Genomic DNA, 25215 nt, shown 5'->3' with positions numbered 1-25215 from the left:
CAAAGCCAACACAAAGCGGACGCAAAAAAACCGCCGGGCTTGCGCCGGGCGGTTTTTTGTCGGTACCGGGAACAGGCTGAATTACTTCAGCTTGATTTCCTTGTACGTGACGTGCTTGCGAGCCTTGGGATCAAACTTCATGATCGCCATCTTCTCGGGCATTGTCTTCTTGTTCTTGGTCGTGGTGTAGAAGTGGCCGGTTCCTGCAGTGGATTCCAGCTTGATCTTTTCGCGTCCGCCTTTAGCAGCCATGGTGTTTCTCCTTGAGGGATTTAGGCTTGGCCACGGGCACGCAGGTCTGCGAGCACGGAGTCGATACCGTTCTTGTCGATCAGGCGCAGAGCAGCGCTGGAAACGCGCAGGCGCACCCAACGGTTTTCGCTCTCAACCCAGAAACGGCGGTATTGCAGGTTGGGCAGGAAACGACGCTTGGTCTTGTTGTTGGCGTGGGAAACGTTGTTTCCCACCATGGGCTTCTTGCCCGTTACTTCACATACGCGTGCCATGAGGACACTCCGATAGTTGTACAGCCGCCGACGCTGATGCCCTGCATTTGCTGCATGGCTTGCCGGCAACCTCACCTCGCCATAAAGGGTGGCGGTAACCCCATGCTGAAAGTGTCCTGGCCAAGCAAGCAAGGCGCGCTTCAAATTCAGCAAAGCCACGGATTATAGCGTCTCCATGAGAAAAGCCCCTGGGCCAGCCAAACACGGCTGCAGCCAGGGGCTTTTGCCGCCCTGCGGGAGAGCAGGGCGGGCAGGGTGGCGTCCTGCTTATTCCTGTTCGAGGAAGCGCTGGGCGTCCAGCGCGGCCATGCAGCCCGTGCCGGCGCTGGTGATGGCCTGGCGGTAGACATGGTCCTGCACGTCGCCGGCCGCGAACACGCCGGGCACGCTGGTCTGCGTGGCAAAGCCCTTGAGGCCGCCCTGGGTGATGATGTAGCCGGTCTCGTCCATCTCCAGGTGGCCCTTGAAGATCTCGGTGTTGGGCGCATGGCCGATGGCAATGAAGCATCCCTGCAGCTGGATGTCCTCGGCATGGCCGTCCTGGGTGCTCTTGATGCGGATGCCGGTCACGCCGGACTGGTCGCCCAGCACCTCTTCGAGCACGAAGTGGGTCTTGAGCTCGATCTTGCCGGCCCGGACCTTGTCCATGAGCTTGTCCACGAGGATGGGCTCGGCCTTGAACTTGTCGCGGCGGTGCACCAGGGTGACCTTGCTGGCGATGTTGGACAGGTACAGGGCTTCCTCGACGGCCGTGTTGCCGCCGCCGACCACGCACACGGGCTGCTCACGGTAGAAGAAACCGTCGCAGGTGGCGCAGCCGGAGACGCCGCGGCCCATGAAGGCCTCTTCGGAGGGCAGGCCCAGGTACTTGGCCGAGGCGCCGGTGGCGATGATCAGGCTGTCGCAGGTATAGGTGCCGGAGTCGCCGGTCAGCGTGAAGGGGCGCTTGGAGAAATCGACGCTGTGGATGTGGTCGAACACCACCTGGGTCTTGAAGCGCTCTGCGTGCTCCAGAAAACGCTGCATCAGCTCGGGGCCCTGCACGCCGTTCACGTCTGCAGGCCAGTTGTCCACCTCGGTCGTCGTCATCAGCTGGCCGCCCTGGGCCATGCCGGTCACCAGCAGCGGGTTGAGGTTGGCGCGCGCGGCATAGATGGCGGCCGTGTAGCCGGCAGGGCCGGAGCCGAGGATCAGGACTTTGGCGTGTTGGGTAGAAGACATGGATGCAGTTCTTGAAAAAGGCGCACGCCGGCAGTCGGCGTGCAGAAAAAAAGATACATCGGGAACAGCTGTGGAGTATCGCTCCGCAGTCAGGTTCCCGTTGCCATATGGATCAATGGCCCGGATTGTCAAAAATGATCGACGTGGCGCCGTCATGCGGCGGTGTCATGCTCTGTTGCAAGTGCTTGCATTACGCTTGCGGGTCGCCCTGGCTGTTTTTGCGGGCAGTCCGAGGGGGCTGGGGTAAGCTCCCGCCTGCGTATGACTTACTCATTGAACGCTCTGAACGCTTCCACATCCGCCAAGGGCAAATCCAGGTCTGCGGCGCGCCCCGGCATGGTGGCGCGCTTCGGCCACGAAATGCTGCTGCTGGCGGGGCTGCTGGCCCTGGTGTTCTGGCTTGCCTCCATGCTCAGCTACTCGCCCCAGGATCCAGCGTGGTCCACCTCCGGGGCGGGACACGCGCGCCTGGTCGCCAACTGGATGGGCCGCGTCGGAGCCTGGCTGGCCGACGCCTGCTATTTCGGTTTCGGCATGTCGGTCTGGTGGCTGGTGCTGGCCTCGCTGCAGACCTGGCTGTCTTCCTTTGCGCGCTGGCTGCGCGGCGGCGTGCCGCGCGACGGTGTGCCACTGCCGCCCCTGTGGCGCCGGCGCCTGCGCTTTTGGGGCGGGCTGCTGCTGCTGCTGGGTGCGAGCTGCGCACTGGAGTGGACGCGCCTGTACCGCTTCGAGAGCGTGCTGCCCGGCCCGGCCGGCGGCGTCTTCGGTTACATGCTGGGGTACCACAGCCTGCAGTGGCTGGGCTTCATGGGCTCGGGCCTGATCGGCATTTGCGTGGCCGTGATCGGCCTGGCCATGGTGTTCCGCTTTTCCTGGGGCCATCTGGCCGAATCCATGGGCGCACGCCTGGACGGCTGGGTGCTCTTTCTTTTTGCGCGCCGTGAAAAGGCCCGGGACGAAGCCGCAGGCCGCCGCGCTGCGCGCGAGCGCGAGGAAGTGGTGCAGGAAGAGCGCACGGAAAGCGCCGTGCAGCACCCGCAGCCCGTGCAGATCATCGAACCCGTGCTCCAGGAGGCTGCGATACCCAGCGTTCGGGTGGTCAAGGAGCGCCAGAAGCCCCTGTTCTCCGAACTGCCCGACAGCAAGCTGCCTCAGGTGGATCTGCTCGATGCGGCGCAGCAGCGCCAGGAAAGCGTCTCGCCCGAAACGCTGGAGATGACCAGCCGGCTGATCGAAAAGCGCCTCAAGGACTTTGGTGTCGATGTGCATGTGGTCGCCGCCATGCCCGGCCCCGTGATCACGCGCTACGAGATCGAGCCGGCCACGGGCGTCAAGGGCTCGCAGATCGTGAACCTGGCCAAGGATCTGGCGCGCTCGCTGTCCCTGGTGTCCATCCGCGTGATCGAGACGATTCCCGGCAAGAATTTCATGGCGCTGGAGCTGCCCAATGCCAAGCGCCAGTCCATCCGCCTGTCCGAGGTGCTGGGCTCGCAGGTCTACCACGACGCCAAGAGCATGCTGACCATGGGCCTGGGCAAGGACATCGTGGGCAATCCGGTTGTGGCCGATCTGGCCAAGATGCCGCACGTGCTGGTGGCCGGCACCACGGGTTCGGGCAAGTCGGTGGGGATCAACGCCATGATCCTGTCGCTGCTGTACAAGGCCGAGGCCCGCGATGTGCGCCTGCTGATGATCGACCCCAAGATGCTGGAAATGTCGGTCTACGAAGGCATTCCTCACCTGCTGTGCCCCGTGGTCACCGACATGAAGCAGGCCGCCAATGGCCTGAACTGGTGCGTGGCCGAGATGGAGCGCCGCTACAAGCTCATGAGCAAGCTGGGCGTGCGCAATCTGGCGGGCTACAACGCCAAGATCGACGAGGCCAAGGCGCGCGAGGAATCCATTCCCAACCCCTTCAGCCTCACGCCCGAGGAGCCCGAGCCGCTGCAGCGCCTGCCGCACATCGTCATCGTCATCGACGAGCTGGCCGACTTGATGATGGTGGTCGGCAAGAAGATCGAGGAGCTGATCGCGCGCCTGGCCCAGAAGGCCCGCGCGGCCGGCATCCACCTGATCCTGGCCACCCAGCGCCCCAGCGTGGACGTGATCACCGGCCTGATCAAGGCCAACATCCCCACGCGCATCGCCTTCCAGGTCAGCAGCAAGATCGACAGCCGCACCGTGCTTGACCAGATGGGCGCCGAATCCCTGCTGGGCATGGGCGACATGCTCTACATGGCCAGCGGCACGGGCCTGCCTGTGCGCGTGCACGGCGCCTTCGTGTCGGACGAGGAAGTGCACCGCGTGGTGGGCTACCTCAAGGAGCAGGGCGAGGCCGACTACATCGAAGGCGTGCTCGAAGGCGGCACGGCCGAGGGCGACAGCGAGTTCGGCTCGGAGTCCGGCGACGGCGGCAACGGCGAGAAGGACCCCATGTATGACCAGGCCGTGGAAGTGGTCCTCAAGGACCGCAAGGCCAGCATCTCGTATGTGCAGCGCAAGCTCAGGATTGGTTACAACCGCTCGGCGCGCCTGCTGGAAGATATGGAAAAGGCGGGCCTCGTCAGCGGTCTCACGGCCAGCGGGCAGCGCGAAGTGCTGGTGCCCGCGCGCGCCGGGGAATGAGCCCGCTTCCCCCGCAATCATGGAGAAAGAATGAAACGTCTGTTGACTGCAGTTGTGATCGCGGCAAGCGCGACGGCCTCGTGGGCCGATGGCCTCAAGAGCCTGGAAGCCTTCATGAAGAATTCCCAGGCCGGCCGTGCCGAATTCACCCAGGCCGTCACGGCCCCGTCCAAGGATGGCCAGCCGCCGCGCACCAAGAACTCCAGCGGCCAGTTCGAATTCCAGCGTCCCGGCAAGTTCAGGTTCGTCTACACCAAGCCGTTCGAGCAGACCATCGTCGCCGACGGCAAGACGCTGTGGCTCTATGACGCCGACCTCAACCAGGTCACGCAGCGCCCCCAGGCCCAGGCCCTGGGCAGCACGCCGGCCGCCATCCTGGCGTCGGCCAACGATCTCAAGGCGTTGAGTGCCGACTTCGATCTGCAATCCGCGCCCGAGCAGGATGGCCTGCAATGGGTCCAGGCCAGCCCCAAGGACAAGAACGGCCAGCTCAAGAGCGTGCGCGTGGGCTTTGCGGCCGATGGCCAGCTTTCGGCGCTGGACATCCTGGACAGCTTTGGCCAGCGTTCGCTGATCCGCTTCAGCCAGCTGCAGACCCAGGCGTCCTTGCCGGCCTCGACTTTCGATTTCAAGGTGCCAGCGGGCGCCGACGTGCTCAAGCAGTAAGCCGCGCTGCCGCGCGGGGCAACCCTTCAGGCCGGTCACAGCTGCAGTGCGCAGTTTGTGAGGTTTTGTAATGGTTTTGCCTAATATCGTCGAGACAATGGCGGCCTGCGGCCAGCGATTGTTTCGACGTCCCTCCGAGGACATGCTGGCCGGCTCTCGCATGCCTTTATGAACCTCAGTCGCAAGTTGCCGCTCGCCATTGCCATGGCGCTGCTATTCACCCTCGCTGCCGGATTCTTCGGACTCTGGTCGGCCCATCGATCCCTAGGCGTCTTTCACGGCGATGTCCAGCGCCACATGGCGGCGGAACGCCTCGCCGCCGAGGTGGAAGGCCACTTCAAAACCCAGGTCCAGGAATGGAAGAACGTGCTGCTGCGCGGCTCGGACAACGCGCTGCGCGAGCAGCACTGGAAGGGCTTTCTGGCCGATGAGCGCGCCGTGCAGGACAAGACCGCGGCCTTGCTGGCCCTGGTGGACGATGCCTCCCTGCGCGAGATCGCCCAGGGCTTTGTGGCGCAGCACCGCAAGATGGCCGAAGGCTACCGCGTGGGGCTGGACAAATTCGAGGCCACGGGCTTCGACCCCTCGGTGGGCGACATGGCCGTGCGCGGCGTGGACCGCGAGCCGGCCGAGCTGCTTTCCCAGCTCAAGGCCGGCATTGCGGCGCAGAGCAAGGCGGTGGCCGACGATGCCTACAGCAGCGGCAAGCACGCCACTGAGCTGAGCCTGGTGCTGATGCTGGTGGCGGCCGTGGCCGGCGTGGCCATTGGTTGGCTCATCACCCGTGCCGTGGTGGCACCGCTGCGCAGCGCGGTCCAGCTGGCCGAGAAGGTGGCCCAGGGCCATCTGACCAATGCCATAGCGAGCGGCGGGCCAGACGAACTGGGTCAGCTGCTGCGGGCGCTGGGCGCCATGCAGGAGCAGCTGCGCAGCATCGTCGTGGAAGTGCGCGGCAATGCGGAGCAGGTGGCATCCGCCAGCTCGCAGATCGCGGCCGGCAACAGCGACCTGGCCCAGCGCACCGAGCAGCAGGCATCGGCCCTGCAGATGACGGCTTCGTCCATGGACCAGCTCGACTCCACCGTGCGCGGCAATGCGGACCACGCGGAGAAGGCCAACGTCCTGGCCTCCACGGCCAGCGACATCGCCACGCGCGGCGGCGATGCCATCTCTGCCGTCGTGGGCACCATGCGCAGCATCCAGGATGCGTCCGAGCGCGTGGTCAGCATCATCGAGGTGATCGACGGCATCGCGTTCCAGACCAATATTCTTGCGCTCAATGCGGCCGTGGAGGCCGCGCGGGCCGGCGAACAGGGCCGGGGCTTTGCCGTGGTCGCCGCCGAGGTCCGCACGCTGGCCCAGCGCAGCTCGGGCGCGGCGCGGGAAATCCGTGACCTGATCCAGGCCAACGCCCAGCGTGTGGCCCTGGGGGCCGAGGAGGTGGACAGCGCGGGTGCGACCATGGCCTCGGTGCAGGAGGTGATTGCCAAGGTCTCGCACATGATCGGCGCCATCAGCCATTCCAGCGGCGAACAGAGCGCGGGCGTGAGCCACGTCAACAGCGCCATCGTCCGCATCGAGGAGGGGACCCAGCAGAACGCCGCGCTGGTGGAGCAGACCAGTTCGGCCGCCGAGAGCCTGCGCAAGCAGGCCCATCAGCTGGTCGAACTCATGGCGCGTTTCAGGACGGCCTGAACGCGGTGGCCGGGGCCGGGCGCAGCCGGTCGTGGAGCGCCGCCAGCACCAGGGTGGCTGCCACGGGCAGGGCCCAGCCCATGCCGTTGCCCGGCAGGCTGTTCAGGAAGGCCGGCAGCCAGTCCTGCCAGCCGGCCGCCTTGGCGGCATCGACAAGACCGAACACCAGCGCCACGGCCAGCACCGGCGCGAACACGCGCTGGGCATTGCGCCACAGGCCTGACAGCAGGCTCAACACCACCAGGGCGATGGCCAGCGGATAAATGCCCACCAGCACGGGGCCGGACAGGGCGATCAGCTGGGCCAGGCCCTGGTTGGACACCAGAATGCACGCCAGCCCAATGGCCACCACCACCGCGCGGTAGGGCAGGCGCAGCATCTCGCTGAAGTAGGCGCCACAGGCGCTGACCAGGCCCACGGCCGTGGTCAGGCAGGCCAGGGAAATCACCACGGCCAGCAGCAGGCTGCCGATGGGGCCGAAGGTGTGATCCACATAGCGCGTGAGGATGAGCACGCCGGTCTGCGCCTGCGGGGCGATGGACTGGCTGGTGGCGCCCAGATGGATCAGCGACAGATACACCAGGCCCAGGCCCACGGCCGCGATCACGCCCGCGATGATGGCGTAGCGCGTCTGCAGCCCGGTGTGGGAGATGCCCCGGTCCCGGATGGCGTTGACGATGACGATGCCGAAGGCCAGGGCGCCCAGCGCGTCCATGGTCTGGTAGCCCTCCAGAAACCCTTCGGTCAGTGGCGCGACCAGGTAGTCGCCGCTGGCGCTGGTGGCGGCACCGGCCGGCAGCAGCACGGCGGCGGCACCCAGCACCACCAGGGCCAGAATCAGTACGGGCGTGATCAGCTTGCCGATGGTGTCGATCAGCTTGCCGGGGAACAGGGACAGGCCCATGACCAGCACAAAGTACACCGCCGAGTAGATGAACAGCGCAGTGCTGCTGTGGCCCACGAAGGGCGCAAAGCCCATCTCGAACGACACGGTGGCCGTGCGCGGCGTGGCAAACAGCGGGCCGAGGATGAGATAGATCAGCAGGCCCAGCACCATGCCGGCCTTGCGGCCCACGGGCGAGGTCAGCGCATCGAGCCCGCCGCCCACGCGCGCCAGCGCCACCACGGTGAGCAACGGCAGGCCCACGCCCGTGAGCAGAAAGCCCGTGGCCGCAGCGGCCGCGTGCTCGCCGGCGCCCTGGCCGACCATGGGCGGAAAGATGATGTTGCCCGCGCCGAGGAACAGCGCAAAGGTCATGAAGCCTAGGGCGATAAGGTCCCGGGTCTTGAGTGTTTGCATGGATGCAGAAATGAAAAGGTCCCGCCTTGCCGCATGGCAGGCAGTTCCGGAAACGGTGGGAGGCGCGGAGCGATGGGGCAGCAATGGTGCAGGCCCGATGGCCGCGCATGCCGCGCGGCCGGCTCCGCAAAGGGCAGCATTTTAGGGCGGTGGCCCGAAGCGGGTGAAAAATGTCAGTGATTGCTCTTGATGAGATGTATGCAAACCATTCATGTCATGTGAGTGACATGCCTGCAGGCGATGGCCAGGATCCTGGCTGGCGATCCATGGCTTCATCCCCCGCAGCCAGGTACAGGCATCAGGGGCTGGCGCACCCGCTGCCGCCATGGCGTGGACAATGGCGTCATGGTTTTGCAACTGCATCTGTTCCCCTCGGCAGCGAATCCGGCACATGGGCTGCCGAACGCCTTCTGCGCGGCGCTGCCTGCGACGGAGCTGGCCCATGGCTGATCTGTTCACCCAGGAGCCCTCCGCACCACTGGCCGAAGCCCTGCGGCCCAAGACCCTGGACGAGGTCGTGGGCCAGTCTCATCTGCTGGGCGAGGGCAAGCCGCTGCGCCTGGCCTTCCAGTCAGGCAAGCCGCATTCCATGATCTTCTGGGGGCCACCCGGCGTGGGCAAGACCACGCTGGCACGGCTCACGGCCACGGCCTTCAAGTGCGAGTTCATTGCGCTGTCTGCGGTGTTCTCCGGGGTCAAGGACATCCGCGCGGCCATGGAGCAGGCGCAGCAGAACCTGGCCATGGGCCGGCACACCATCCTCTTCGTGGACGAGATCCACCGCTTCAACAAGTCCCAGCAGGATGCGCTGCTGCCCTATGCGGAAAGCGGGCTGGTCACCTTCATCGGCGCCACCACGGAAAACCCTTCCTTCGAGGTGAACTCGGCCCTGCTGTCGCGCGCGCAGGTCTATGTGCTGCAGTCCCTGACCGACGATGAACTCAGGCAACTGCTGCTGCGGGCGCAGGAAAAGGCGCTGGGCGGGCTGGAGTTCGACGACCTGGCGCGGGACACCATCGTCGGCTATGCCGATGGCGATGCCCGGCGGTTCCTGAACCTGCTGGAGCAATGCCAGACGGCGGCCGGCGCTGCGGGCGTCACGCGGATCGATGCCGAATTCGTGCAGAACGCGCTGACCTTGAATGCCAGGCGCTTCGACAAGGGCGGCGACAACTTCTACGACCAGATCTCGGCCCTGCACAAGTCCGTGCGCGGCTCCCATCCGGATGCTGCGCTCTACTGGCTCACGCGCATGCTCGATGGCGGCGCCGATGCGCGCTACCTGTCGCGGCGCATCGTGCGCATGGCCTGGGAGGATATCGGCCTGGCCGATCCGCGCGCCATGCAGATCGCCAACGACGCGGCCCTGACCTATGAGCGCCTGGGCAGCCCCGAGGGCGAGCTGGCGCTGGGCCAGGCCGTCATCTACCTGGCCATGGCCGCCAAGAGCAACGCCGGCTACAACGCCTACAACAAGGCCCGGGCCTTCGTGAAGCAGGACAGGAGCCGCGAGGTGCCCGTGCACCTGCGCAACGCGCCCACCAAGCTCATGAAGGAGCTGGGCTATGGCCATGAATACCGCTACGCGCACGATGAGCCCAACGCCTACGCGGCCGGCGAGACCTATCTGCCCGAAGGCATTGCGGAGCCGGGCTGGTACCAGCCCGTGCCGCGGGGCCTGGAGATCAAGATCGGCGAGAAACTGGCTGTGCTGCGCAAGTGGGACGAAGAGGCAGGCGGCGCATAGCCGAAGCCGGTGAGGGCAGGCCGGTGCCGAGGCTAGGCGCCCGGGCCGGGCTCCACCGCCACGTCCCGCGCGTGCAGGGGGGCGTGGCACTCCGAGCAGACGACCAGGGGGTCGAACGTGTGGCCGCACACCGTATGCCGGTGCAGCAAGGGCCGGCCTTCCTCGCCGGACATGTGTACATCACCCCAGTGCACGATGGCCATGACCACGGGATGCAGGTCCAGCCCCTTGGGCGTGAGGCGGTACTCGTGCCGTACCGGCGCCTCCTGGTAGGCCACCTTCTTGAGCACGCCTGCCTCGACCAGCCTGGCCAGCCTGTCCGACAGCATGGGGCGTGAAATGCCCAGGCGCCCCAGGAATTCATCAAAACGGCGTATGCCCAGAAAGCAGTCGCGCAGCACCAGCAGTGTCCAGCGGTCGCCGATGACCGAGACCGTGCGTGCGATGGAGCAGCGCTCCTCTTCCAGTTCGTTCCATTTCATTGGGCAGTTCCCCGCTTGACGGGTTCTGATTTTAAACCTACCGTGCATTGGGTTCAAAAAATGAACTGACCAATCATCCACGGAGATCCCATGACCGACAAGAAAGCCATTCTCGTGATCGGCGCTGGCGACGCCACGGGCGGCGCCATCGCCCGGCGTTTTGCGCGCGAAGGCTATATCGCCTGCGTCACGCGCCGCGACGCGGACAAGCTCCAGCCCCTGGTCGAACAGATCCGCGCCGCCGGTGGCCAGGCCCATGGTTTTGGCAGCGACGCGCGCAAGGAAGAGGAAATGGTGGCCCTGGTGCAGAAGATCGAGGCCGAGATCGCACCCATCGAGGTCGCCGTCTTCAACATCGGCGCCAACGTGCGCTTTGGCATCACCGAAACCACGGCGCGCGTCTACTTCAAGGTCTGGGAGATGGCCTGCTTCGCCGGCTTCCTGATGGGGCGGGAGGCGGCCAGGGTGATGCTGCCGCGCGGCCGGGGCACCATCATCTTCACGGGCGCCACCGCCAGCCTGCGCGGGCGTGAGGGCTTTGCGGCGTTTGCCGGTGCCAAGCACGGCCTGCGTGCGCTGGCCCAGAGCATGGCGCGCGAGCTCTGGCCCAAGGGCATCCATGTGGCCCATCCCGTGATCGACGGCGCCATCGACACGGAGTTCATCCGGACCAACTTTCCCGAGCGCTATGCCCTCAAGCAGCAGGACGGCATCCTCAATCCCGACCACATCGCCGACCTCTACTGGCAACTGCACCAGCAGCCGCGCGACGCCTGGACGCATGAAACCGAAATCCGCCCCTGGATGGAGTCCTGGTAGGCCCTTCAGCCATTTGCGTCCCTTCAGCCGCTTCAGCCCCTTCGCTTCGATGTTCCATCCCATTTGATGCAGGCCGTGCCATGAAACCCAACGTGCAATTCCTCTTCGACTTCGGCAGCCCCAACGCCTATCTCTGCCACCAGGTCATCCCCGCAATCGAGGCGCGCAGCGGCATCCGCTTCGACTATGTGCCGGTCCTGCTGGGCGGCCTGTTCAAGCTGGCCAACAACCGCTCACCGGCCGAGGCGAATGCCGACATTCCCAACAAGCGCGCCTATGAGGCGCTGGAACTGCAGCGTTTCGTGCAAAGGCATGGGCTCACGCGCTTCCGGATGAATCCGCACTTTCCCGTCAACACCCTGCAGATCATGCGCGGGGCCGTGGCGGCGCAGGGCCTGGGCTGCTTCGAGCGTTATGTGGATGCGGTGTTCTCCAGCATGTGGGAGAAGGGCTGCAAGATGGACGATGCCCAGGTGATCGGCACCGAGCTGTCCGGGGCGGGCCTGGACGCCCCAGCCCTGATCGGCGCAAGCCAGACACCCGAAGTCAAGGCCCGGCTGCTGGCAAATACCGAGCAGGCCTTCCACCGTGGCGCTTTCGGATCGCCCACCTTTTTTGTTGGCGACGAGATCTACTTCGGCAAGGACCGCCTGCGCGATGTGGAGGAACAAGCGCTGCGGGCCTGAAGCCAGCCTCAGGCCGATCGCCCGTCGTAGCGCGTGATGCGCAGCGCCTCGGGGTCCACGCCTTCCAGGCAGCGCACGTTGACGGCCGCCATGTGCCGGCCCTGGGGATCGATGGCCTCGCCGAACGGATGGATGCCGCAGGTCGGGCAGAAGCGGTGCTGGATCAGGTGCCTGTTGAAGGTGTAGGTCCGCATCTGTTCATCGGGCGTCTGCAGCTGCAGCTGTTCGCGGGGAACGAACCACATGAGCGCGCCCTTGCGTGCGCAGATGGAGCAGTTGCAGGCCATGGCCTGCGTGAGTTCGCCTTCCACATCGAAAGCGATGCCGCCGCAGTGGCAGCTGCCGTGGTATTTCATCGGGGTTCTCCGTGGCCACCTCGGGCTGGCGGCACTGCCGCTGATGGTAGGAGTTCATGCTGGCTACGGCAAATTGCTGCAGTGCTACATAAGAGCACGTGGCTTGTAAAGCCTCGGGAAACCCCCCTGCAACAAGGCGTTGCAGGCCACCGGGGGTGCCTAGAATCGCCAATCCCCTGCGGTTTCCGGGCCACAAGCCAGGATGCGGCGGGAGAGCTTCCACCACCATGGCATTGCTGGCTCCGTTCGTTTGGATGCGAGGCACGCTGAATGTCTCCATCCTGGACTAAAGGGGAGAGCGCATATGGACATACTGCTTCAGCAGGTCATCAACGGATTGGTCCTGGGCAGCATGTACGCCCTGATCGCCCTGGGCTACACCATGGTGTACGGCATCATCCAGCTCATCAACTTCGCCCATGGCGAGGTGCTCATGGTCGGCGCGCTGACCAGCTGGAGCTGCATAGGCCTGATGCAGGAGGCCATGCCCGGTGCGCCGGGCTGGCTGATCCTGCTGCTGGCGACCGTGATCGCCTGCGTGGTGGCCGCGGCACTGAATTTCGTGATCGAGAAAGTGGCCTACCGCCGCCTGCGCAGCAGCCCGCGCCTGGCGCCGCTGATCACGGCCATCGGCGTCTCGCTGCTGCTGCAGACGCTGGCCATGATCATCTGGAAGCCCAACTACAAGGCCTATCCCACGCTGCTGCCGAGCACGCCCTTCGAGATCGGCACGGCGGTGATCACGCCCACCCAGATCCTGGTGCTGGTGGTCACGGCGATCGCGCTGGCATCGCTGACCTATCTGGTCAACTACACCAAGCTCGGGCGCGCCATGCGGGCCACGGCCGAGAATCCGCGCGTGGCGGCCTTGATGGGCGTCAAGCCTGACGTGGTGATCTCGGCCACCTTCATCATCGGCGCCGTGCTGGCGGCCATCGCGGGCATCATGTACGCCTCCAACTACGGCACGGCCCACCACACCATGGGCTTTCTGCCGGGGCTCAAGGCCTTCACGGCGGCCGTGTTCGGCGGCATCGGCAACCTGGCCGGCGCCGTGGTCGGCGCCATGCTGCTGGGGCTGATCGAGTCCATAGGCTCGGGCTACATCGGCGACCTCACGGGCGGCGTATTGGGCAGCCACTACACCGACATCTTCGCCTTCATCGTGCTCATCATCATCCTGACGCTGCGCCCCTCGGGCCTGCTGGGTGAGCGTGTGGCCGACCGCGCCTGAGGAGACCCGCATGAACAGCAAGAAGACCGTGCAATGGATTCTGGGCGGCCTGGCGCTGATGGTGCTGCCGCTGGTGCTTCAGTACTTCGGCAATGCCTGGGTGCGCATCGCCGACCTGGCCCTGCTCTATGTGCTGCTGGCACTGGGCCTGAACGTGGTGGTGGGCTATGCAGGCCTGCTGGACCTGGGCTACGTGGCGTTCTACGCCGTGGGCGCCTACATGTTCGCGCTGATGGCCTCGCCGCATCTGGCGGAGACCTTCGAGGGCTTTGCCGCCATGTTCCCTGACGGGCTGCATACCTCCATCTGGCTGGTAATACCGCTGGCGGCGCTGCTGGCGGGCATCACGGGAATACTGCTGGGCATCCCGGTGCTCAAGCTGCGCGGGGACTACCTGGCCATCGTCACGCTGGGCTTCGGCGAGATCATCCGCATCTTCATGAACAACCTGGACCAGCCGGTCAACATCACCAACGGCCCCAAGGGCATAGGCCAGATCGACTCGGTGAAGATTCTGGGCCTGGACCTGGCCAAGCGCCAGGAGATCTTCGGCTACGACATCAGCTCGGTCACGCTGTACTACTACCTGTTCCTCTTCCTGGTGCTCGTCAGCATCGTGATCTGCTGGCGCCTGCAGGACTCGCGCATCGGCCGCGCCTGGATGGCCATCCGCGAGGACGAGATCGCCGCCAAGGCCATGGGCATCAACACGCGCAACATGAAGCTGCTGGCCTTCGGCATGGGCGCTTCCTTCGGCGGTGTCTCGGGCGCCATGTTCGCGGCCTTCCAGGGCTTCGTCTCGCCCGAGTCGTTCAGCCTCATGGAGTCCATCATGATCGTGGCCATGGTGGTGCTCGGCGGCCTGGGCCATCTGCCGGGCGTGATCCTGGGGGCGGTGCTGCTGTCGGCCCTGCCCGAGGTGCTGCGCTATGTGGCCGGGCCTCTGCAGCAGATGACCGACGGGCGGCTCGACGCCTCCATCCTGCGCCAGTTGCTGATCGCGCTGGCCATGATCGTCATCATGCTGATGCGTCCGCGCGGCCTGTGGCCGTCGCCCGAGCATGGCAAGAACCTGCCGCACCAGTCCTGAGCATGGAGACAACGCAGATGGCGAACACGGCAGACAACGGCTCCACCTCCCCGGTGCTCAGGGTTTCGGGCATTTCCAAGCGCTTTGGCGGACTGCAGGCCCTGTCCGATGTGGGCATGACCATTGGCCGTGGCCAGGTCTACGGCCTGATCGGTCCCAACGGCGCGGGCAAGACCACCTTCTTCAACGTGATCACGGGCCTGTACACGCCCGACAGCGGCAGCTTCGAGCTGGCCGGCAAGGCCTACGAGCCCTCGGCCGTGCACAAGGTGGCCAAGGCCGGCATTGCGCGCACCTTCCAGAACATCCGGCTGTTTGCCGAGATGACGGCGCTGGAGAACGTGATGGTCGGGCGCCATGTGCGCACGCATTCGGGCCTGATCGGCGCGGTGTTCCGCACGCCCGGCTTCAAGGCCGAGGAAGCCGCGATCCGCGCGCGGGCCCGCGAACTGCTGGACTACGTGGGGATTTCCAAATACGCCGACTTCAAGGCCCGCACGCTGAGCTACGGCGACCAGCGCCGCCTGGAGATCGCGCGGGCGCTGGCCACCGACCCGCAATTGATCGCGCTGGACGAGCCGGCCGCCGGCATGAACGCCACCGAGAAGGTGCAGCTGCGCGAGCTGATCGACCGCATCCGCCGGGACCAGCGCACCATCTTGCTGATCGAGCACGACGTGAAGCTGGTCATGGGCCTGTGCGATCGCGTCACCGTGCTGGACTATGGCAAGCCCATCGCCGAAGGCACGCCGGCCGAGGTGCAGAAGAACGACAAGGTGATCGAAGCCTATCTGGGCACCGGAGGACACTGAACCATGGGTGAGCAAGTGCAAGACAAGGGCGTGTCCGCGCCGGTGCTGTTGAAGGTCCAGGGACTGAAGGTGGCCTATGGCGGCATACAGGCCGTCAAGGGCGTGGACTTCGAGGTCCGCCAGGGCGAACTGGTCTCGCTGATCGGCTCCAACGGTGCGGGCAAGACCACGACCATGAAGGCCGTCACGCGCAGCCTGCAGATGGCGGATGGCGACGTGCACTACCTGGGCCGCAGCATCCGCAACGTGGGCGCCTGGGATCTGGTGGCCCAGGGCCTGGTCATGGTGCCGGAGGGGCGCGGCGTGTTCGCGCGCATGACCATCACCGAGAACCTGCTCATGGGCGCCTACACGCGCAACGACAAGGCCGGCATTGCCGCCGACATCGAGCGCATGTTCGGCATCTTCCCGCGCCTGAAGGAGCGCCGCGACCAGCTGGCCGGCACCATGTCGGGCGGCGAGCAGCAGATGCTGGCCATGGCGCGCGCGCTGATGAGCCAGCCCAAGGTGCTGCTGCTGGACGAGCCCTCCATGGGCCTGTCGCCCATCATGGTGGACAAGATCTTCGAGGTGGTGCGCGATGTGCATGCGCTGGGCGTGACGCTGGTGCTGGTCGAGCAGAACGCCAGCCGTGCGCTGGCGCTGGCCGATCGCGGCTATGTGATGGAGTCCGGCCTGATCACCATGACCGGGCCCGGCCAGACCCTGCTCAGCGATCCGCGCGTGCGGGCCGCCTACCTGGGCGAGTGAACTCCGGGGCAGCCGCCTGCGCACAGGTTGCTGGAATGTCCCGTGCCATCGACGGGATATGGCAAAAATATGACGATTTGATGAAGATTCATCGAATGCCCATCGATGCGGGATGTTGCGTATCTGTGCGATGAAGCAGGTTTTTCAAGAAAATTCGCGCAAAAAAGCAATTTTTGGAAAGCAATCGAAAAACCGGCTTCTGGCGCTGCGGGCGCGATAATTCAGGCCTTCCAGCACCCGGGCGCACCTCACATGAACTGGCTCCAACACATCCCCGTCGGGCTGCAGACCGTGGTCCTGCTGGCCATGAGCAATGTCTTCATGACGTTTGCCTGGTATGGGCACCTGAAGAACCACGCCTCGTCGCCCTGGTACGTGGCAGCCCTTGTCAGCTGGGGCATTGCGCTGTTCGAGTACCTGCTGCAGGTGCCCGCCAACCGCATAGGCCACACGCAGTTCAGCGTGGCGCAGCTCAAGATCATCCAGGAGGTGATCACGCTGTCGGTGTTCGCGCCTTTTGCCGTGCTCTACCTGAACCAGCCCTCAAATGGGACTTCCTCTGGGCCGGCCTGTGCATGGTGGGCGCGGTGTATTTTATTTTTCGCAGCGGCTGACAAGGCGGCGCGCCGGCGCGCAAAAACGCGCTTGGGACTCAAGAGTACACTTCGCCCCGTTCAAGCCGGGAAGCCATGCCAAGCATCCGCAATGTGACGCAGTGAGTCGCCTGGTTCCCACTTTTCCCGGTAAGGAGCATTCATGCTTTTTGGCAAACTATTGCCACGCGAAGGCAATTTCTTCGAGATGTTCAACCAGCATGCCGACCGCATCGTCGATGCCGCGCATGCCTTCTCGCAGCTTGTCGCCAACTACAACGATCCTCATCTTCGCGAGAAGTACAACGAGGACGTGAACAACGCCGAGCGTGCCGCCGACCGCGTGACGCATGACGTCACCAAGGCGCTGCACAAGACCTTCATCACGCCGCTGGACCGCGAGCAGATCCACTCGCTGATCAACACCATGGACGACGTGGCCGACCTGATCCAGGACTCGGCCGAGACCATGGCGCTGTACGACGTGCGCCACATGACGGATGAGATCACGCGCCTGACCGACCTGTGCGTGCGCTGCTGCGAGCGGCTGCGCGATGCGGTCAAGCTGCTGTCGCGCATCTCCGATCCATCGGTGGTGGACGCGGCGATGAAGACCTGCGAGGAAATCGACCGCCTCGAATCGGACGCCGACCGCGTGATGCGCTCGGCCATGAGCAAGCTGTTCCGCGAAGAGCCCGATGTGCGCGAAGTCATCAAGCTCAAGGCCATCTACGAGCTGCTGGAGACGGTGACCGACCGCTGCGAGGACGTGGCCAACCTGATCGAGGGCATCGTCCTCGAGAATTCCTGAGCCCTCGCGGAGTCGTTTCGTTATGGAATCCGTACAAGCGGCCCTGTGGGTCGTGATCCTGCTGGTGGTGCTGGCCTTGCTGTTCGACTTCATGAACGGCTTCCACGATGCTGCCAACTCGATCGCCACCGTGGTCTCCACGGGCGTGCTCAAGCCCACGCAGGCCGTGGCCTTCGCGGCCTTCTTCAACGTGGTGGCGGTCTTTGTCTTTCACCTCAGCGTGGCGGCCACCGTGGGCAAGGGGATCGTCCAGCCCGGCATCGTGGACACGCACGTGGTCTTCGGCGCCCTGGTCGGCGCCATTGCCTGGAACGTGATCACCTGGCACTACGGCATCCCCAGCAGCTCCTCGCATGCGCTGATCGGCGGCATCGTGGGCGCCGTGATCGCCAAGGCCGGCGCGGGCGCACTGATCGCCAGCGGCATCTGGAAGACCGTGGCTTTCATCTTCGTCTCGCCGCTGCTGGGCTACCTGCTGGGCTCGCTGATGATGGTGCTGGTGGCCTGGATCTGCCGCCGCGCCGCTCCCAACCGGGTGGACCGCTGGTTCCGCCGGCTGCAGCTGGTCTCCGCCGGCGCCTACAGCCTGGGCCACGGCGGCAATGATGCGCAAAAGACCATCGGCATCATCTGGCTGCTGCTGATCGCCACCGGCTATGCCAATGCCGGCGACGCGGAGCCGCCGCTGTGGACCATCGTCAGCTGCTACCTGGCCATCGGCCTGGGCACCATGTTCGGCGGATGGCGCATCGTCAAGACCATGGGCCAGAAGATCACCAAGCTCAAGCCCGTGGGAGGCTTCTGCGCAGAAAGCGGCGGCGCGCTGACGCTGTTCTTCGCGACCTTCCTGGGCGTGCCGGTCTCGACCACGCACACCATCACGGGCGCCATCGTCGGCGTGGGCTCCACCCAGCGTGCCAGCGCCGTGCGCTGGGGCGTGGCGGGCAACATCGTCTGGGCTTGGGTGCTGACGATCCCTGCCAGCGCCTTCGTGGCTTCCATTGCCTACTGGATCAGTCTCCAGCTGTACTGAGCTGCGACAACTGCCCCAAAAAGAAAGACCGCCAATGGCGGTCTTTCTTTTTGGGTGGAGGCACGCGCTGGCGCACCACAGCGAAAACTTCACTGCGAAATCTTGCGCGCTTCCTCCACCTGGTGCTCGAAGTAGTGCTGGAAGCTGTAGGCAATGCTGGCCATGAGCACGGCGGCACCCAGCATCAGGGACAGCGCAATGGCAAAGATGGTTGACCAGCCGGTGCGCCCGGCCTGCGCCTGCACGTCAATGCCGGGGTTGTGGCGCCGGTTCCAGGCTTCGGTGTCGGTCAACCCGTAGAGGATGGCGCGCAGCGCGCAGCCGGCGATGGTGAAGCCCAGCAGCGGAATCAGCAGCCAGCTGAGCTGGTCGTCCTGCCCCAGTTGCTGGACGCGCTCGATGCCGTATACGCCCAGCGCCGTGGGCACGGGCAGCAGCCAGCCCAGCCAGTCGCCGAAGCCATGCAGATAGAAGCGGTGCAGCCCCAGCGGCCCGCCGACAAAGGCCAGCCAGGTCGCCAGGGTCTTGCTTTTGGAGCGCGCAGCCCCCTGCTGTGCTTGAGCGGGCTGAGGCAAAGGCGTGCTGGGTCGGTTCATGCGCCCATTATTCGGGCGAACTGCGGTTGCCGTCTCCCAGGGTCTTCTCCATGAGAACGATGTCCAGCCAGCGGCCGAACTTCCATCCCATGGAGCTCAGCGTGCCCGCCGGGGTGAAGCCCGCGGCGCGGTGCACGCCGATGGAGCCGGCATTGGCCGAGTCGCCGATCACCGCCAGCAGCTTGCGCACGCCGGCCGCCTCGCATTCGCGCGACAGCGCATCGAGCAGCAGTCGGCCCACGCCCTGGCCGCGCGCCGCGTCATGCACGTAGATGGAATCCTCGGCGGAGAAGCGATAGGCCGGGCGCGGCTTGAACCAGTTGGCGTAGGCAAAGCCCAGCACCTGGCCCTGTTCGTCCACGGCGACCAGATAGGGCAGGCCCTTGGCCAGCACGTCCGCGCGGCGCGTTGCCATGTCCGATTCGGCAGGGGGATCGGTCTCGAACGTGCCCGTGCCGTGCAGCACGTGGTGGCGGTAAATGGAGGTGATGGCGGCGAGATCGCCGTCCAGGCTTGAGCGAATGGTAGGCATGGAAAGGGAAGTTGGATATAATCGCTGGTTTTACGGCGTGTCGCTGGCCGGGTGGCCATGTCGCGTGTCTCAAACGCCGCAAAACATGTGCAGCCATTCATTGTCTAGTTAATTGTGTGGTGGCTGCGCCCACCCGAAGGAAAATCATGGTCGTCATTCGACTCTCTCGCGGCGGTTCCAAGGCCCGTCCGTTCTACAACATCGTTGCCGCCGACAAGCGCGTGCGTCGCGATGGTTCGTTCATCGAACGCCTGGGCTTCTACAACCCCAACGCCCGTGGCGGCGAAGAGGGTCTGCGCGTTGCTCTGGACCGCGTGAACTACTGGAAGGGCGTTGGCGCGCAGGCTTCCGAGACCGCAGAGCGCCTGATCAAGCAGGCCACCCAGAAGACTGCTGCCTAATTCAGCATCCCTTCTGAAATCGGGTTCCGTTGGCTTGTCTGACGGAGCCCGTTTTTGTTTTCCCCTCCGGATCGCCTTGCACGGATCTGCAACGATCTGCATTGACTGTCCATCTACTGCCTACCGACTGCCATGAGCCACATGCCTGAACTCGAAGCCAGCGTCCTGCCCGCCGATGCCGTGGAGGTCGGGCGCATCGCCGATGCCTGGGGCATCAAGGGCTGGTTCAAGGTGGCCGCCTTCAGCGCCGACCCCGAGGCTCTGTTCACCGCAAAGCAGTGGTATCTGCAGCCCCCGAGAAGGGTGCGCGGCAGTTCACCGGTACGGTGCTGCTGCCGGTCAAGCAGGCGCGCGTCCACTCCGATTCCGTCGTCGCCACATCGCCTGTCGTGAACGACCGCAATACCGCCGAGGCCCTGCGTGGCGCGCGCATCTTCGTGGCGCGCAGCGATTTCCCGCAGCCCGAAGATGGCGAGTATTACTGGGTCGATCTGCTGGGCCTGTCCGTGGTCAACCGCGAGGGCGTGGCCCTGGGCGTCGTCCGCGACCTGCTGTCCACCGGCCCGCAGACCGTGCTGGTGCTGGCCTATGAAGAGGATGGCAAGGAGCGCGAGCGCATGATTCCCTTTGTCGATGCCTATGTGGACAAGGTGGATCTGCCGGGCAAGACCATCGTTGCCGACTGGCAGCCCGACTATTGATCGCCGACCTCCATGCGCTTCGACATCATCACGCTGTTCCCTGAGCTGTTCACGCCGTTTCTTGAAAGCGGCGTCACGCGCCGTGCCTATGCCTCGGGCCAGGTCGGCGTACACCTGTGGAATCCGCGCGACCATGCCCAGGGCAACTACCGGCGCGTGGACGATCGCCCCTTTGGCGGCGGTCCGGGCATGGTGATGATGGCCGAGCCGCTGCAGCGCTGCCTTGAGACGGCGCAGCAGGCGCGCCGCGAGGCCGGCGAGCCCGAGCCGGCTCCCGTGGTGCTGTTCTCGCCGATCGGCACCACGCTGCGCCATGCCGTGGTGGCCGACTGGGCGCAGGGGCAGGGCGCAATCTTGCTGTGCGGCCGCTACGAGGGCCTGGACCAGCGCTTCATCGATACCCATGTCACGCACCAGTTGAGCCTGGGCGACTTCGTGCTGTCTGGCGGCGAGATCGCTGCCATGGCCCTGCTGGATGCCGTCGCGCGGCTGCAGCCCGGCGTGCTCAATGACGAAGGCAGTTTCCAGCAGGACAGCTTCAATCCGGCGCTCGACGGCCTGCTCGATTGCCCGCACTACACCCGCCCCGAAGTCTGGGAAGGGCGGGAAGTGCCGGCGCCACTGTTGTCCGGCCACCACGCGCAGATCGAGCGTTGGCGGCGCGACCAGCGCCTGTCCATCACGGCCAGGCACCGGCCCGAGCTGATAGAGCAGGCGCGCGCCCAGGGCCTGCTCAACGCCAAGGACGAGGGGTTTTTGGCAAAAAACGTCTCCGGGCTATAATCCGCGATTCTTCGATCCTCTATCCGGCCGCTGCTACGAACAAAGCAGCCATGGCGCCAATCCCGGCGCTTGCCAATCCTGGCGCGGACAAGATCGATTGGATGTTGACCATGAATCTGATCCAGATCCTCGAGCAAGAGGAAATCGCCCGTCTGAACAAGACCATCCCCCAGTTCGCCCCCGGTGACACCGTCATCGTGAGCGTGAACGTGGTCGAAGGCAGCCGCAAGCGCGTGCAGGCTTACGAAGGCGTGGTGATCGCCAAGCGCAACCGTGGCCTGAACAGCGGCTTCACCGTTCGCAAGATCTCCAGCGGTGAAGGCGTGGAGCGTACGTTCCAGACCTACTCGCCCCTGATCGCCGGCATCGAAGTCAAGCGTCGCGGTGATGTGCGTCGTGCCAAGCTGTACTACCTGCGCGAGCGCAGCGGCAAGTCGGCCCGCATCAAGGAAAAGCTGCCGTCGCGTGTCAAGGTTTCTGCCGAAGCCTAAGCACCTGCGTCACAGCTGGAAAGCCGCTACAGTCGCCTGTAGCGGCTTTTTTGTTGTCCGGCCGTTTCCCATCACAAGCCTTCATTCGTGTCCTCTCTGCCCGATACCGCCATTCCCGTGCCGACCGGCGGGCCAGTGCCCGCAGCCGTGCCGTCGATCGCCGACCCGCGCATGGCGCAACTGATTGGCAAGGACAGCCACCTGCCTGCCGTGCCCCCCGAGGCCCGCACGCCCGAGGCCCTGCGCCAGCGCTTTGCGCTGCCGCCCCAGTGGGCTCCCGAGGTGGTGCGCGAGAAGCGCTTCAGCGATCGCCAGCCCACCGATGCCGCCGTGCTCGTGCCCATCGTGCTCCGCCCCGAACCCACGGTGCTGCTGACCGAGCGCACGGCCCACCTGTCCACGCATTCGGGGCAGGTGGCATTTCCGGGCGGCAAGCGCGATCCGGAGGATGCCTCTGCCCAGGCCACGGCCCTGCGCGAGGCGCATGAGGAAGTCGGACTGGCCGCCAGCGATGTGCAGGTGCTGGGCACGCTGCCCATCTACATCACGGGCACGGCCTTCCTGATCACGCCGGTGGTGGCCCTGGTCGATCCCCGGGCGCACCTGAATCCCAATCCCTACGAAGTGGCGGATGTGTTCGAGGTGCCGCTGGCCTTTCTGCTCGATCCTGCCAACCATGAGCGCCACTCCATGGTCTGGAACGGCGTGCCGCGTGAATGGTTTGCAATGCCCTACCAGGATGGTGATCGCCAGCGCTACATCTGGGGCGCCACGGCCGGCATGCTGCGAAATCTTTACCGATTCCTGTCGGCCTGATGCCCGGATCGCGGGCCGTGCCACCCCGGGGTCACTGACCTGTCTGCATGCGCCAGTATGATGGCCGGATGAGTTTCTTTGCCATTCTGATCGCCTTGCTGATCGAGCAGGCGCGCCCGTTGACGCCGGCCAATCTCGTGCACACAGGCTACAGGGCCTGGACGGTTTCGGTGCGCCGCAACTTCGATGCCGGCCAGGCGCACCATGGCTGGCTGGCCTGGACCGTGGCGGTGGCATTGCCCTGCGTGCTGGTGACGGGCATCTACCTGCTGCTGCTGTGGGGCGTGGGCTGGCCGCTGGCCATGGTCTGGAATGTGGCCGTGCTCTATGTGACGCTGGGCTTTCGCCAGTTCAGCCACCACTTCACACGCATCCGCGATGCGCTGGATGCAGGCGATGAGTATGCCGCGCGCGAGGCGCTGGCTCACTGGCAGCAGGTCGATGCCAGCGAGGTGCCGCGCAGCGAGGTCGTGCGCCATGTGATCGAGTACTCGGTGCTGGCCGCGCATCGCCATGTGTTTGGCGTTCTGTTCTGGTTCTCTGCGCTGGCAGCGCTGGGGCTGGGCCCGCTCGGCGCCGTGTTCTACCGCATGACCGAGCACCTGTCGCGCTCCTGGTCGCGCAAAGGCCTGGTGGGCGGCACCCAGGTCAGTCCCCAGTTGCAGCACACCTCCCGGCTGGCCTGGACCGTGATCGACTGGTTGCCCGCACGGTTGACGGCGCTGTCCTTTGCCGTGGTCGGCAGCTTCGAGGAAGCCATCGAAGGCTGGCGCTTCCATGCCCAGCGCTTTCCCAACGACAACGATGGCGTGATCCTGGCCGCCACCTCGGGTGCCATCAACGTGCGCCTGGGCGGCGAGGCACTCAAGCGCCGCGAAGGCATCTCGGTGACCCGCGATGACGGCGAGGAGATCGATCTCGATGTGGACAGCGAAGCCACGCCGGGCCGAGAGCCCGAGATCGGCCATCTGCGCAGCGTGGTCGGCCTGGTCTGGCGTTCGGTCGTGGTCTGGCTGCTGCTGCTGGCCCTGCTGTCGCTGGCGCGTTTGCTGGGCTGATCGCTGCGCCGCAGAAGGCGAGCCCTGCCTGTCTTGCCAGGCAGCAGCCCGCCCTTCCTGATGCAGCCGGGTCGTTGTTTTGAGGAGGTCAGTACTTCTGCGCCTGGCTCAATTCATCGAACAGCTCGGCGTAGATGTAGTAGCGGTTGGCGCTGATGTCGTGGTCGGCATCCATTCCGGTTTCCTCATCTTCCACGCGCGGCATGACGGCGCATCCCGGCTCGTGCAGGTGAGTGCAGTTGTAGAACTTGCATTCCTGCGCGTGGGCGCCGATGTCGGGCATGCAGCGGGGCAGGTCCGTGGGCTCTATGTGGCGCAGGCCGAATTCCTGGAAGCCCGGTGAGTCAATCAGCGCCGTGGTGCGCTCTTCGTCCATCCAGTACCAGCTGGTCGTGGTGGTCGTGTGCTTGCCGGAGTTCAGCGCCTGCGAGATCTCGTTGGTGGCCGCGCGTGCGCCGGGCACCAGCAGGTTGATCAAGGTGCTTTTGCCCGAGCCGGACGGGCCCAGGACCAAGGTGGCCTTGCCCTTGAGGTGTTGCATCAGCAGCTGCCGGTCGGCCTCGCCTTCGTTGGCCAGCGACAGCGACAGCACCTCGTAGTGCGGCGTTTCCTGGCCCAGGTACATCTCGCGATAGGGCTTCAGGCGCTCCCAGGCATCGGCGAAGGGCTCGGCCAGGTCACGCTTGTTCAGGGCGATCAGGGGCTTGATGTGGGTGGCTTCGGCGGTGATGAGGGCACGGGCCAGCTGGCTTTCGGAGAACACCGGCTCGGCCGCGATCAGGATCAGCACCTGGTCGATGTTGGCCGCAAAGGACTTGGTGCGTATCTCGTCCTGGCGGTAGAACAGGTTGCGCCGTTCCAGCACCTTCTCTATGGTGCCTTCCTCGCCCTGGCCGGCGGGTGGCAATTGCCAGCGCACGCGGTCGCCGACCACGGTCTGGCTCTTCTTGCCGCGCGGATGGCAGATGTGGCGTGCGCCTTCTTCGGTCTCGACCACGCAGTGGCGGCCATGGCTGGAGACGACCAGGCCTTCTCGCAATGCGGAGCGCTCAGCCATGGGATGCCGGGGTGGGATTCATGGACGCTCCAGCAGCGCATCGATGCGGCGGGCGCATTCGATGTCGGTAGACGAGATGCCGTTCACGTCATGCGTGTTCAGGCGCACACCGCAACGGCCGTAGCTCACGGTCAGGTCGGGGTGGTGGTCCTGCTGGTGGGCGATCAGGGCCAGCGCGTTCACGAAGGCCATGGTCTCGTAGTAATTGGCAAAGGCGTAGCTCTTGGCGATGGCATCGCCATCGAGCTGCCAGCCCGGCAGGGCCGCCAGTGCGGTGCGCAATTCGTCCGGCGTCAGCGCGCGGCGCTGCTGGGTGGACCAGTCCTGTTGTTGCAAGCGTTGTGTGCTCATGGT

At 65.3% G+C, this 25215-nt stretch carries 27 protein-coding genes and 2 pseudogenes; 19 read left to right on the top strand and 10 right to left on the bottom strand.

Annotated elements, in window-relative coordinates; translation table 11 throughout:
- Positions 1–81 precede the first annotated feature (81 nt).
- The 3 genes from rpmG to trxB form a co-directional block, all read right to left on the bottom strand.
- Positions 82–252: a 50S ribosomal protein L33 gene (rpmG, locus tag CLV01_RS25405; protein WP_012207164.1), complete on the bottom strand. Its 171-nt coding sequence runs from the start codon at positions 250–252 to the stop codon at positions 82–84.
- Positions 253–272: 20 nt separating this feature from the next.
- Positions 273–506 (bottom strand): 50S ribosomal protein L28, encoded by a 234-nt coding sequence (gene rpmB, locus CLV01_RS25400; protein WP_012207163.1) that lies wholly within the window; start codon positions 504–506, stop codon positions 273–275.
- Positions 507–773: 267 nt separating this feature from the next.
- Positions 774–1727, bottom strand: a complete 954-nt coding sequence (gene trxB, locus CLV01_RS25395) for a thioredoxin-disulfide reductase (protein ID WP_034396780.1) — start codon at positions 1725–1727, stop codon at positions 774–776.
- A gap of 261 nt (positions 1728–1988) precedes the next feature.
- Between trxB and CLV01_RS25390 the strand changes: the two genes are divergently transcribed.
- The 3 genes from CLV01_RS25390 (at position 1989) to CLV01_RS25380 (ending at position 6713) form a co-directional block, all read left to right on the top strand.
- A complete protein-coding gene (locus CLV01_RS25390) occupies positions 1989–4352 on the top strand; it encodes a DNA translocase FtsK (protein WP_099732939.1) in 2364 nt (787 codons plus the stop codon).
- A gap of 30 nt (positions 4353–4382) precedes the next feature.
- Positions 4383–5018 carry an outer membrane lipoprotein chaperone LolA gene (gene lolA / locus CLV01_RS25385; protein WP_043825056.1) on the top strand — a complete coding sequence of 212 codons (636 nt, stop codon included), beginning with the start codon at positions 4383–4385 and terminating at the stop codon, positions 5016–5018.
- A gap of 168 nt (positions 5019–5186) precedes the next feature.
- Positions 5187–6713, top strand: a complete 1527-nt coding sequence (locus CLV01_RS25380) for a methyl-accepting chemotaxis protein (protein WP_099732940.1) — start codon at positions 5187–5189, stop codon at positions 6711–6713.
- Here the strand turns inward: CLV01_RS25380 and brnQ are convergent.
- On the bottom strand, positions 6700–8013 hold the full coding sequence (gene brnQ / locus CLV01_RS25375; RefSeq protein ID WP_013800919.1) for a branched-chain amino acid transport system II carrier protein: 1314 nt from the start codon (positions 8011–8013) through the stop codon (positions 6700–6702). The genes CLV01_RS25380 and brnQ overlap by 14 nt on opposite strands.
- 442 nt (positions 8014–8455) lie before the next feature.
- On the opposite strand from brnQ, the gene CLV01_RS25365 reads away from it, so the two are divergent.
- Positions 8456–9760: a replication-associated recombination protein A gene (locus CLV01_RS25365; protein ID WP_012207157.1), complete on the top strand. Its 1305-nt coding sequence runs from the start codon at positions 8456–8458 to the stop codon at positions 9758–9760.
- A 32-nt stretch (positions 9761–9792) separates the two neighbouring features.
- Here CLV01_RS25365 and CLV01_RS25360 read toward each other — a convergent pair whose 3' ends face one another.
- Positions 9793–10242, bottom strand: coding sequence for a winged helix-turn-helix transcriptional regulator (locus tag CLV01_RS25360; protein WP_099732941.1), 450 nt, complete (start codon positions 10240–10242; stop codon positions 9793–9795).
- A gap of 90 nt (positions 10243–10332) precedes the next feature.
- Here CLV01_RS25360 and CLV01_RS25355 point away from each other — a divergent pair, with 90 nt between their 5' ends.
- Positions 10333–11061 carry an SDR family oxidoreductase gene (locus CLV01_RS25355; RefSeq protein ID WP_034396773.1) on the top strand — a complete coding sequence of 243 codons (729 nt, stop codon included), beginning with the start codon at positions 10333–10335 and terminating at the stop codon, positions 11059–11061.
- 80 nt (positions 11062–11141) lie between these two features.
- Positions 11142–11747, top strand: a complete 606-nt coding sequence (locus tag CLV01_RS25350) for a 2-hydroxychromene-2-carboxylate isomerase (RefSeq protein ID WP_099732942.1) — start codon at positions 11142–11144, stop codon at positions 11745–11747.
- 8 nt (positions 11748–11755) lie between these two features.
- Here the strand turns inward: CLV01_RS25350 and CLV01_RS25345 are convergent, their stop codons facing one another.
- Positions 11756–12103 carry a GFA family protein gene (locus tag CLV01_RS25345; RefSeq protein WP_013800923.1) on the bottom strand — a complete coding sequence of 116 codons (348 nt, stop codon included), beginning with the start codon at positions 12101–12103 and terminating at the stop codon, positions 11756–11758.
- 304 nt (positions 12104–12407) lie between these two features.
- Here CLV01_RS25345 and CLV01_RS25340 point away from each other — a divergent pair, with 304 nt between their 5' ends.
- From CLV01_RS25340 to CLV01_RS25310, 7 genes and pseudogenes are all read left to right on the top strand, one after another.
- Positions 12408–13337: a branched-chain amino acid ABC transporter permease gene (locus CLV01_RS25340; protein ID WP_012207152.1), complete on the top strand. Its 930-nt coding sequence runs from the start codon at positions 12408–12410 to the stop codon at positions 13335–13337.
- Between the two features lie 10 nt (positions 13338–13347).
- Positions 13348–14427, top strand: coding sequence for an ABC transporter permease subunit (locus tag CLV01_RS25335; RefSeq protein WP_013800924.1), 1080 nt, complete (start codon positions 13348–13350; stop codon positions 14425–14427).
- Positions 14428–14444: 17 nt separating this feature from the next.
- A complete protein-coding gene (locus CLV01_RS25330) occupies positions 14445–15239 on the top strand; it encodes an ABC transporter ATP-binding protein (RefSeq protein WP_012207150.1) in 795 nt (264 codons plus the stop codon).
- Positions 15240–15242: 3 nt separating this feature from the next.
- Positions 15243–15989 carry an ABC transporter ATP-binding protein gene (locus CLV01_RS25325; protein WP_012207149.1) on the top strand — a complete coding sequence of 249 codons (747 nt, stop codon included), beginning with the start codon at positions 15243–15245 and terminating at the stop codon, positions 15987–15989.
- 252 nt (positions 15990–16241) lie between these two features.
- A pseudogene (locus CLV01_RS25320) lies at positions 16242–16603 on the top strand (DMT family protein).
- A gap of 142 nt (positions 16604–16745) precedes the next feature.
- Positions 16746–17393 (top strand): DUF47 domain-containing protein, encoded by a 648-nt coding sequence (locus CLV01_RS25315; protein WP_013800926.1) that lies wholly within the window; start codon positions 16746–16748, stop codon positions 17391–17393.
- Positions 17394–17415: 22 nt separating this feature from the next.
- Positions 17416–18426: an inorganic phosphate transporter gene (locus CLV01_RS25310; RefSeq protein WP_012207146.1), complete on the top strand. Its 1011-nt coding sequence runs from the start codon at positions 17416–17418 to the stop codon at positions 18424–18426.
- Positions 18427–18515: 89 nt separating this feature from the next.
- Here the strand turns inward: CLV01_RS25310 and CLV01_RS25305 are convergent, their stop codons facing one another.
- Both CLV01_RS25305 and CLV01_RS25300 read right to left on the bottom strand, forming a co-directional pair.
- Positions 18516–19022, bottom strand: a complete 507-nt coding sequence (locus CLV01_RS25305) for a TM2 domain-containing protein (RefSeq protein ID WP_099732943.1) — start codon at positions 19020–19022, stop codon at positions 18516–18518.
- Between the two features lie 7 nt (positions 19023–19029).
- Positions 19030–19554: a GNAT family N-acetyltransferase gene (locus CLV01_RS25300; protein WP_013800927.1), complete on the bottom strand. Its 525-nt coding sequence runs from the start codon at positions 19552–19554 to the stop codon at positions 19030–19032.
- A 146-nt stretch (positions 19555–19700) separates the two neighbouring features.
- Here CLV01_RS25300 and rpsP point away from each other — a divergent pair, with 146 nt between their 5' ends.
- The 6 genes and pseudogenes from rpsP to CLV01_RS25270 all read left to right on the top strand — a co-directional run bounded on the left by rpsP (position 19701) and on the right by CLV01_RS25270 (position 23804).
- On the top strand, positions 19701–19955 hold the full coding sequence (gene rpsP, locus CLV01_RS25295) for a 30S ribosomal protein S16 (protein ID WP_012207143.1): 255 nt from the start codon (positions 19701–19703) through the stop codon (positions 19953–19955).
- 132 nt (positions 19956–20087) lie between these two features.
- Positions 20088–20656, top strand: a pseudogene (rimM, locus tag CLV01_RS25290) (ribosome maturation factor RimM).
- A 12-nt stretch (positions 20657–20668) separates the two neighbouring features.
- The gene (gene trmD / locus CLV01_RS25285) at positions 20669–21439 is read left to right on the top strand and encodes a tRNA (guanosine(37)-N1)-methyltransferase TrmD (RefSeq protein ID WP_063328174.1); all 771 of its coding nucleotides are present in this window, start codon (positions 20669–20671) and stop codon (positions 21437–21439) included.
- 110 nt (positions 21440–21549) lie between these two features.
- Complete coding sequence (rplS, locus tag CLV01_RS25280) at positions 21550–21930, top strand: 50S ribosomal protein L19 (RefSeq protein WP_013800930.1); 381 nt, start codon at positions 21550–21552, stop codon at positions 21928–21930.
- An 87-nt stretch (positions 21931–22017) separates the two neighbouring features.
- The gene (locus CLV01_RS25275) at positions 22018–22746 is read left to right on the top strand and encodes a CoA pyrophosphatase (protein WP_043825071.1); all 729 of its coding nucleotides are present in this window, start codon (positions 22018–22020) and stop codon (positions 22744–22746) included.
- Positions 22747–22814: 68 nt separating this feature from the next.
- Positions 22815–23804 (top strand): CobD/CbiB family protein, encoded by a 990-nt coding sequence (locus CLV01_RS25270; protein WP_034398910.1) that lies wholly within the window; start codon positions 22815–22817, stop codon positions 23802–23804.
- Between the two features lie 88 nt (positions 23805–23892).
- Here the strand turns inward: CLV01_RS25270 and rsgA are convergent, their stop codons facing one another.
- Positions 23893–24861: a ribosome small subunit-dependent GTPase A gene (gene rsgA / locus CLV01_RS25265; RefSeq protein WP_013800931.1), complete on the bottom strand. Its 969-nt coding sequence runs from the start codon at positions 24859–24861 to the stop codon at positions 23893–23895.
- Between the two features lie 18 nt (positions 24862–24879).
- Complete coding sequence (locus CLV01_RS25260) at positions 24880–25212, bottom strand: 4a-hydroxytetrahydrobiopterin dehydratase (RefSeq protein WP_034396758.1); 333 nt, start codon at positions 25210–25212, stop codon at positions 24880–24882.
- Between the last annotated feature and the right edge of the window lie 3 nt (positions 25213–25215).

Origin of the sequence: Delftia sp. 60 (assembly GCF_002754395.1) — a bacterium.
GTDB classification, from domain to species: Bacteria; Pseudomonadota; Gammaproteobacteria; order Burkholderiales; family Burkholderiaceae_C; genus Comamonas; species Comamonas acidovorans.
Note: the sequence above shows the minus strand (reverse complement) of the source record. Positions and strands in the feature narration are given on the sequence as shown.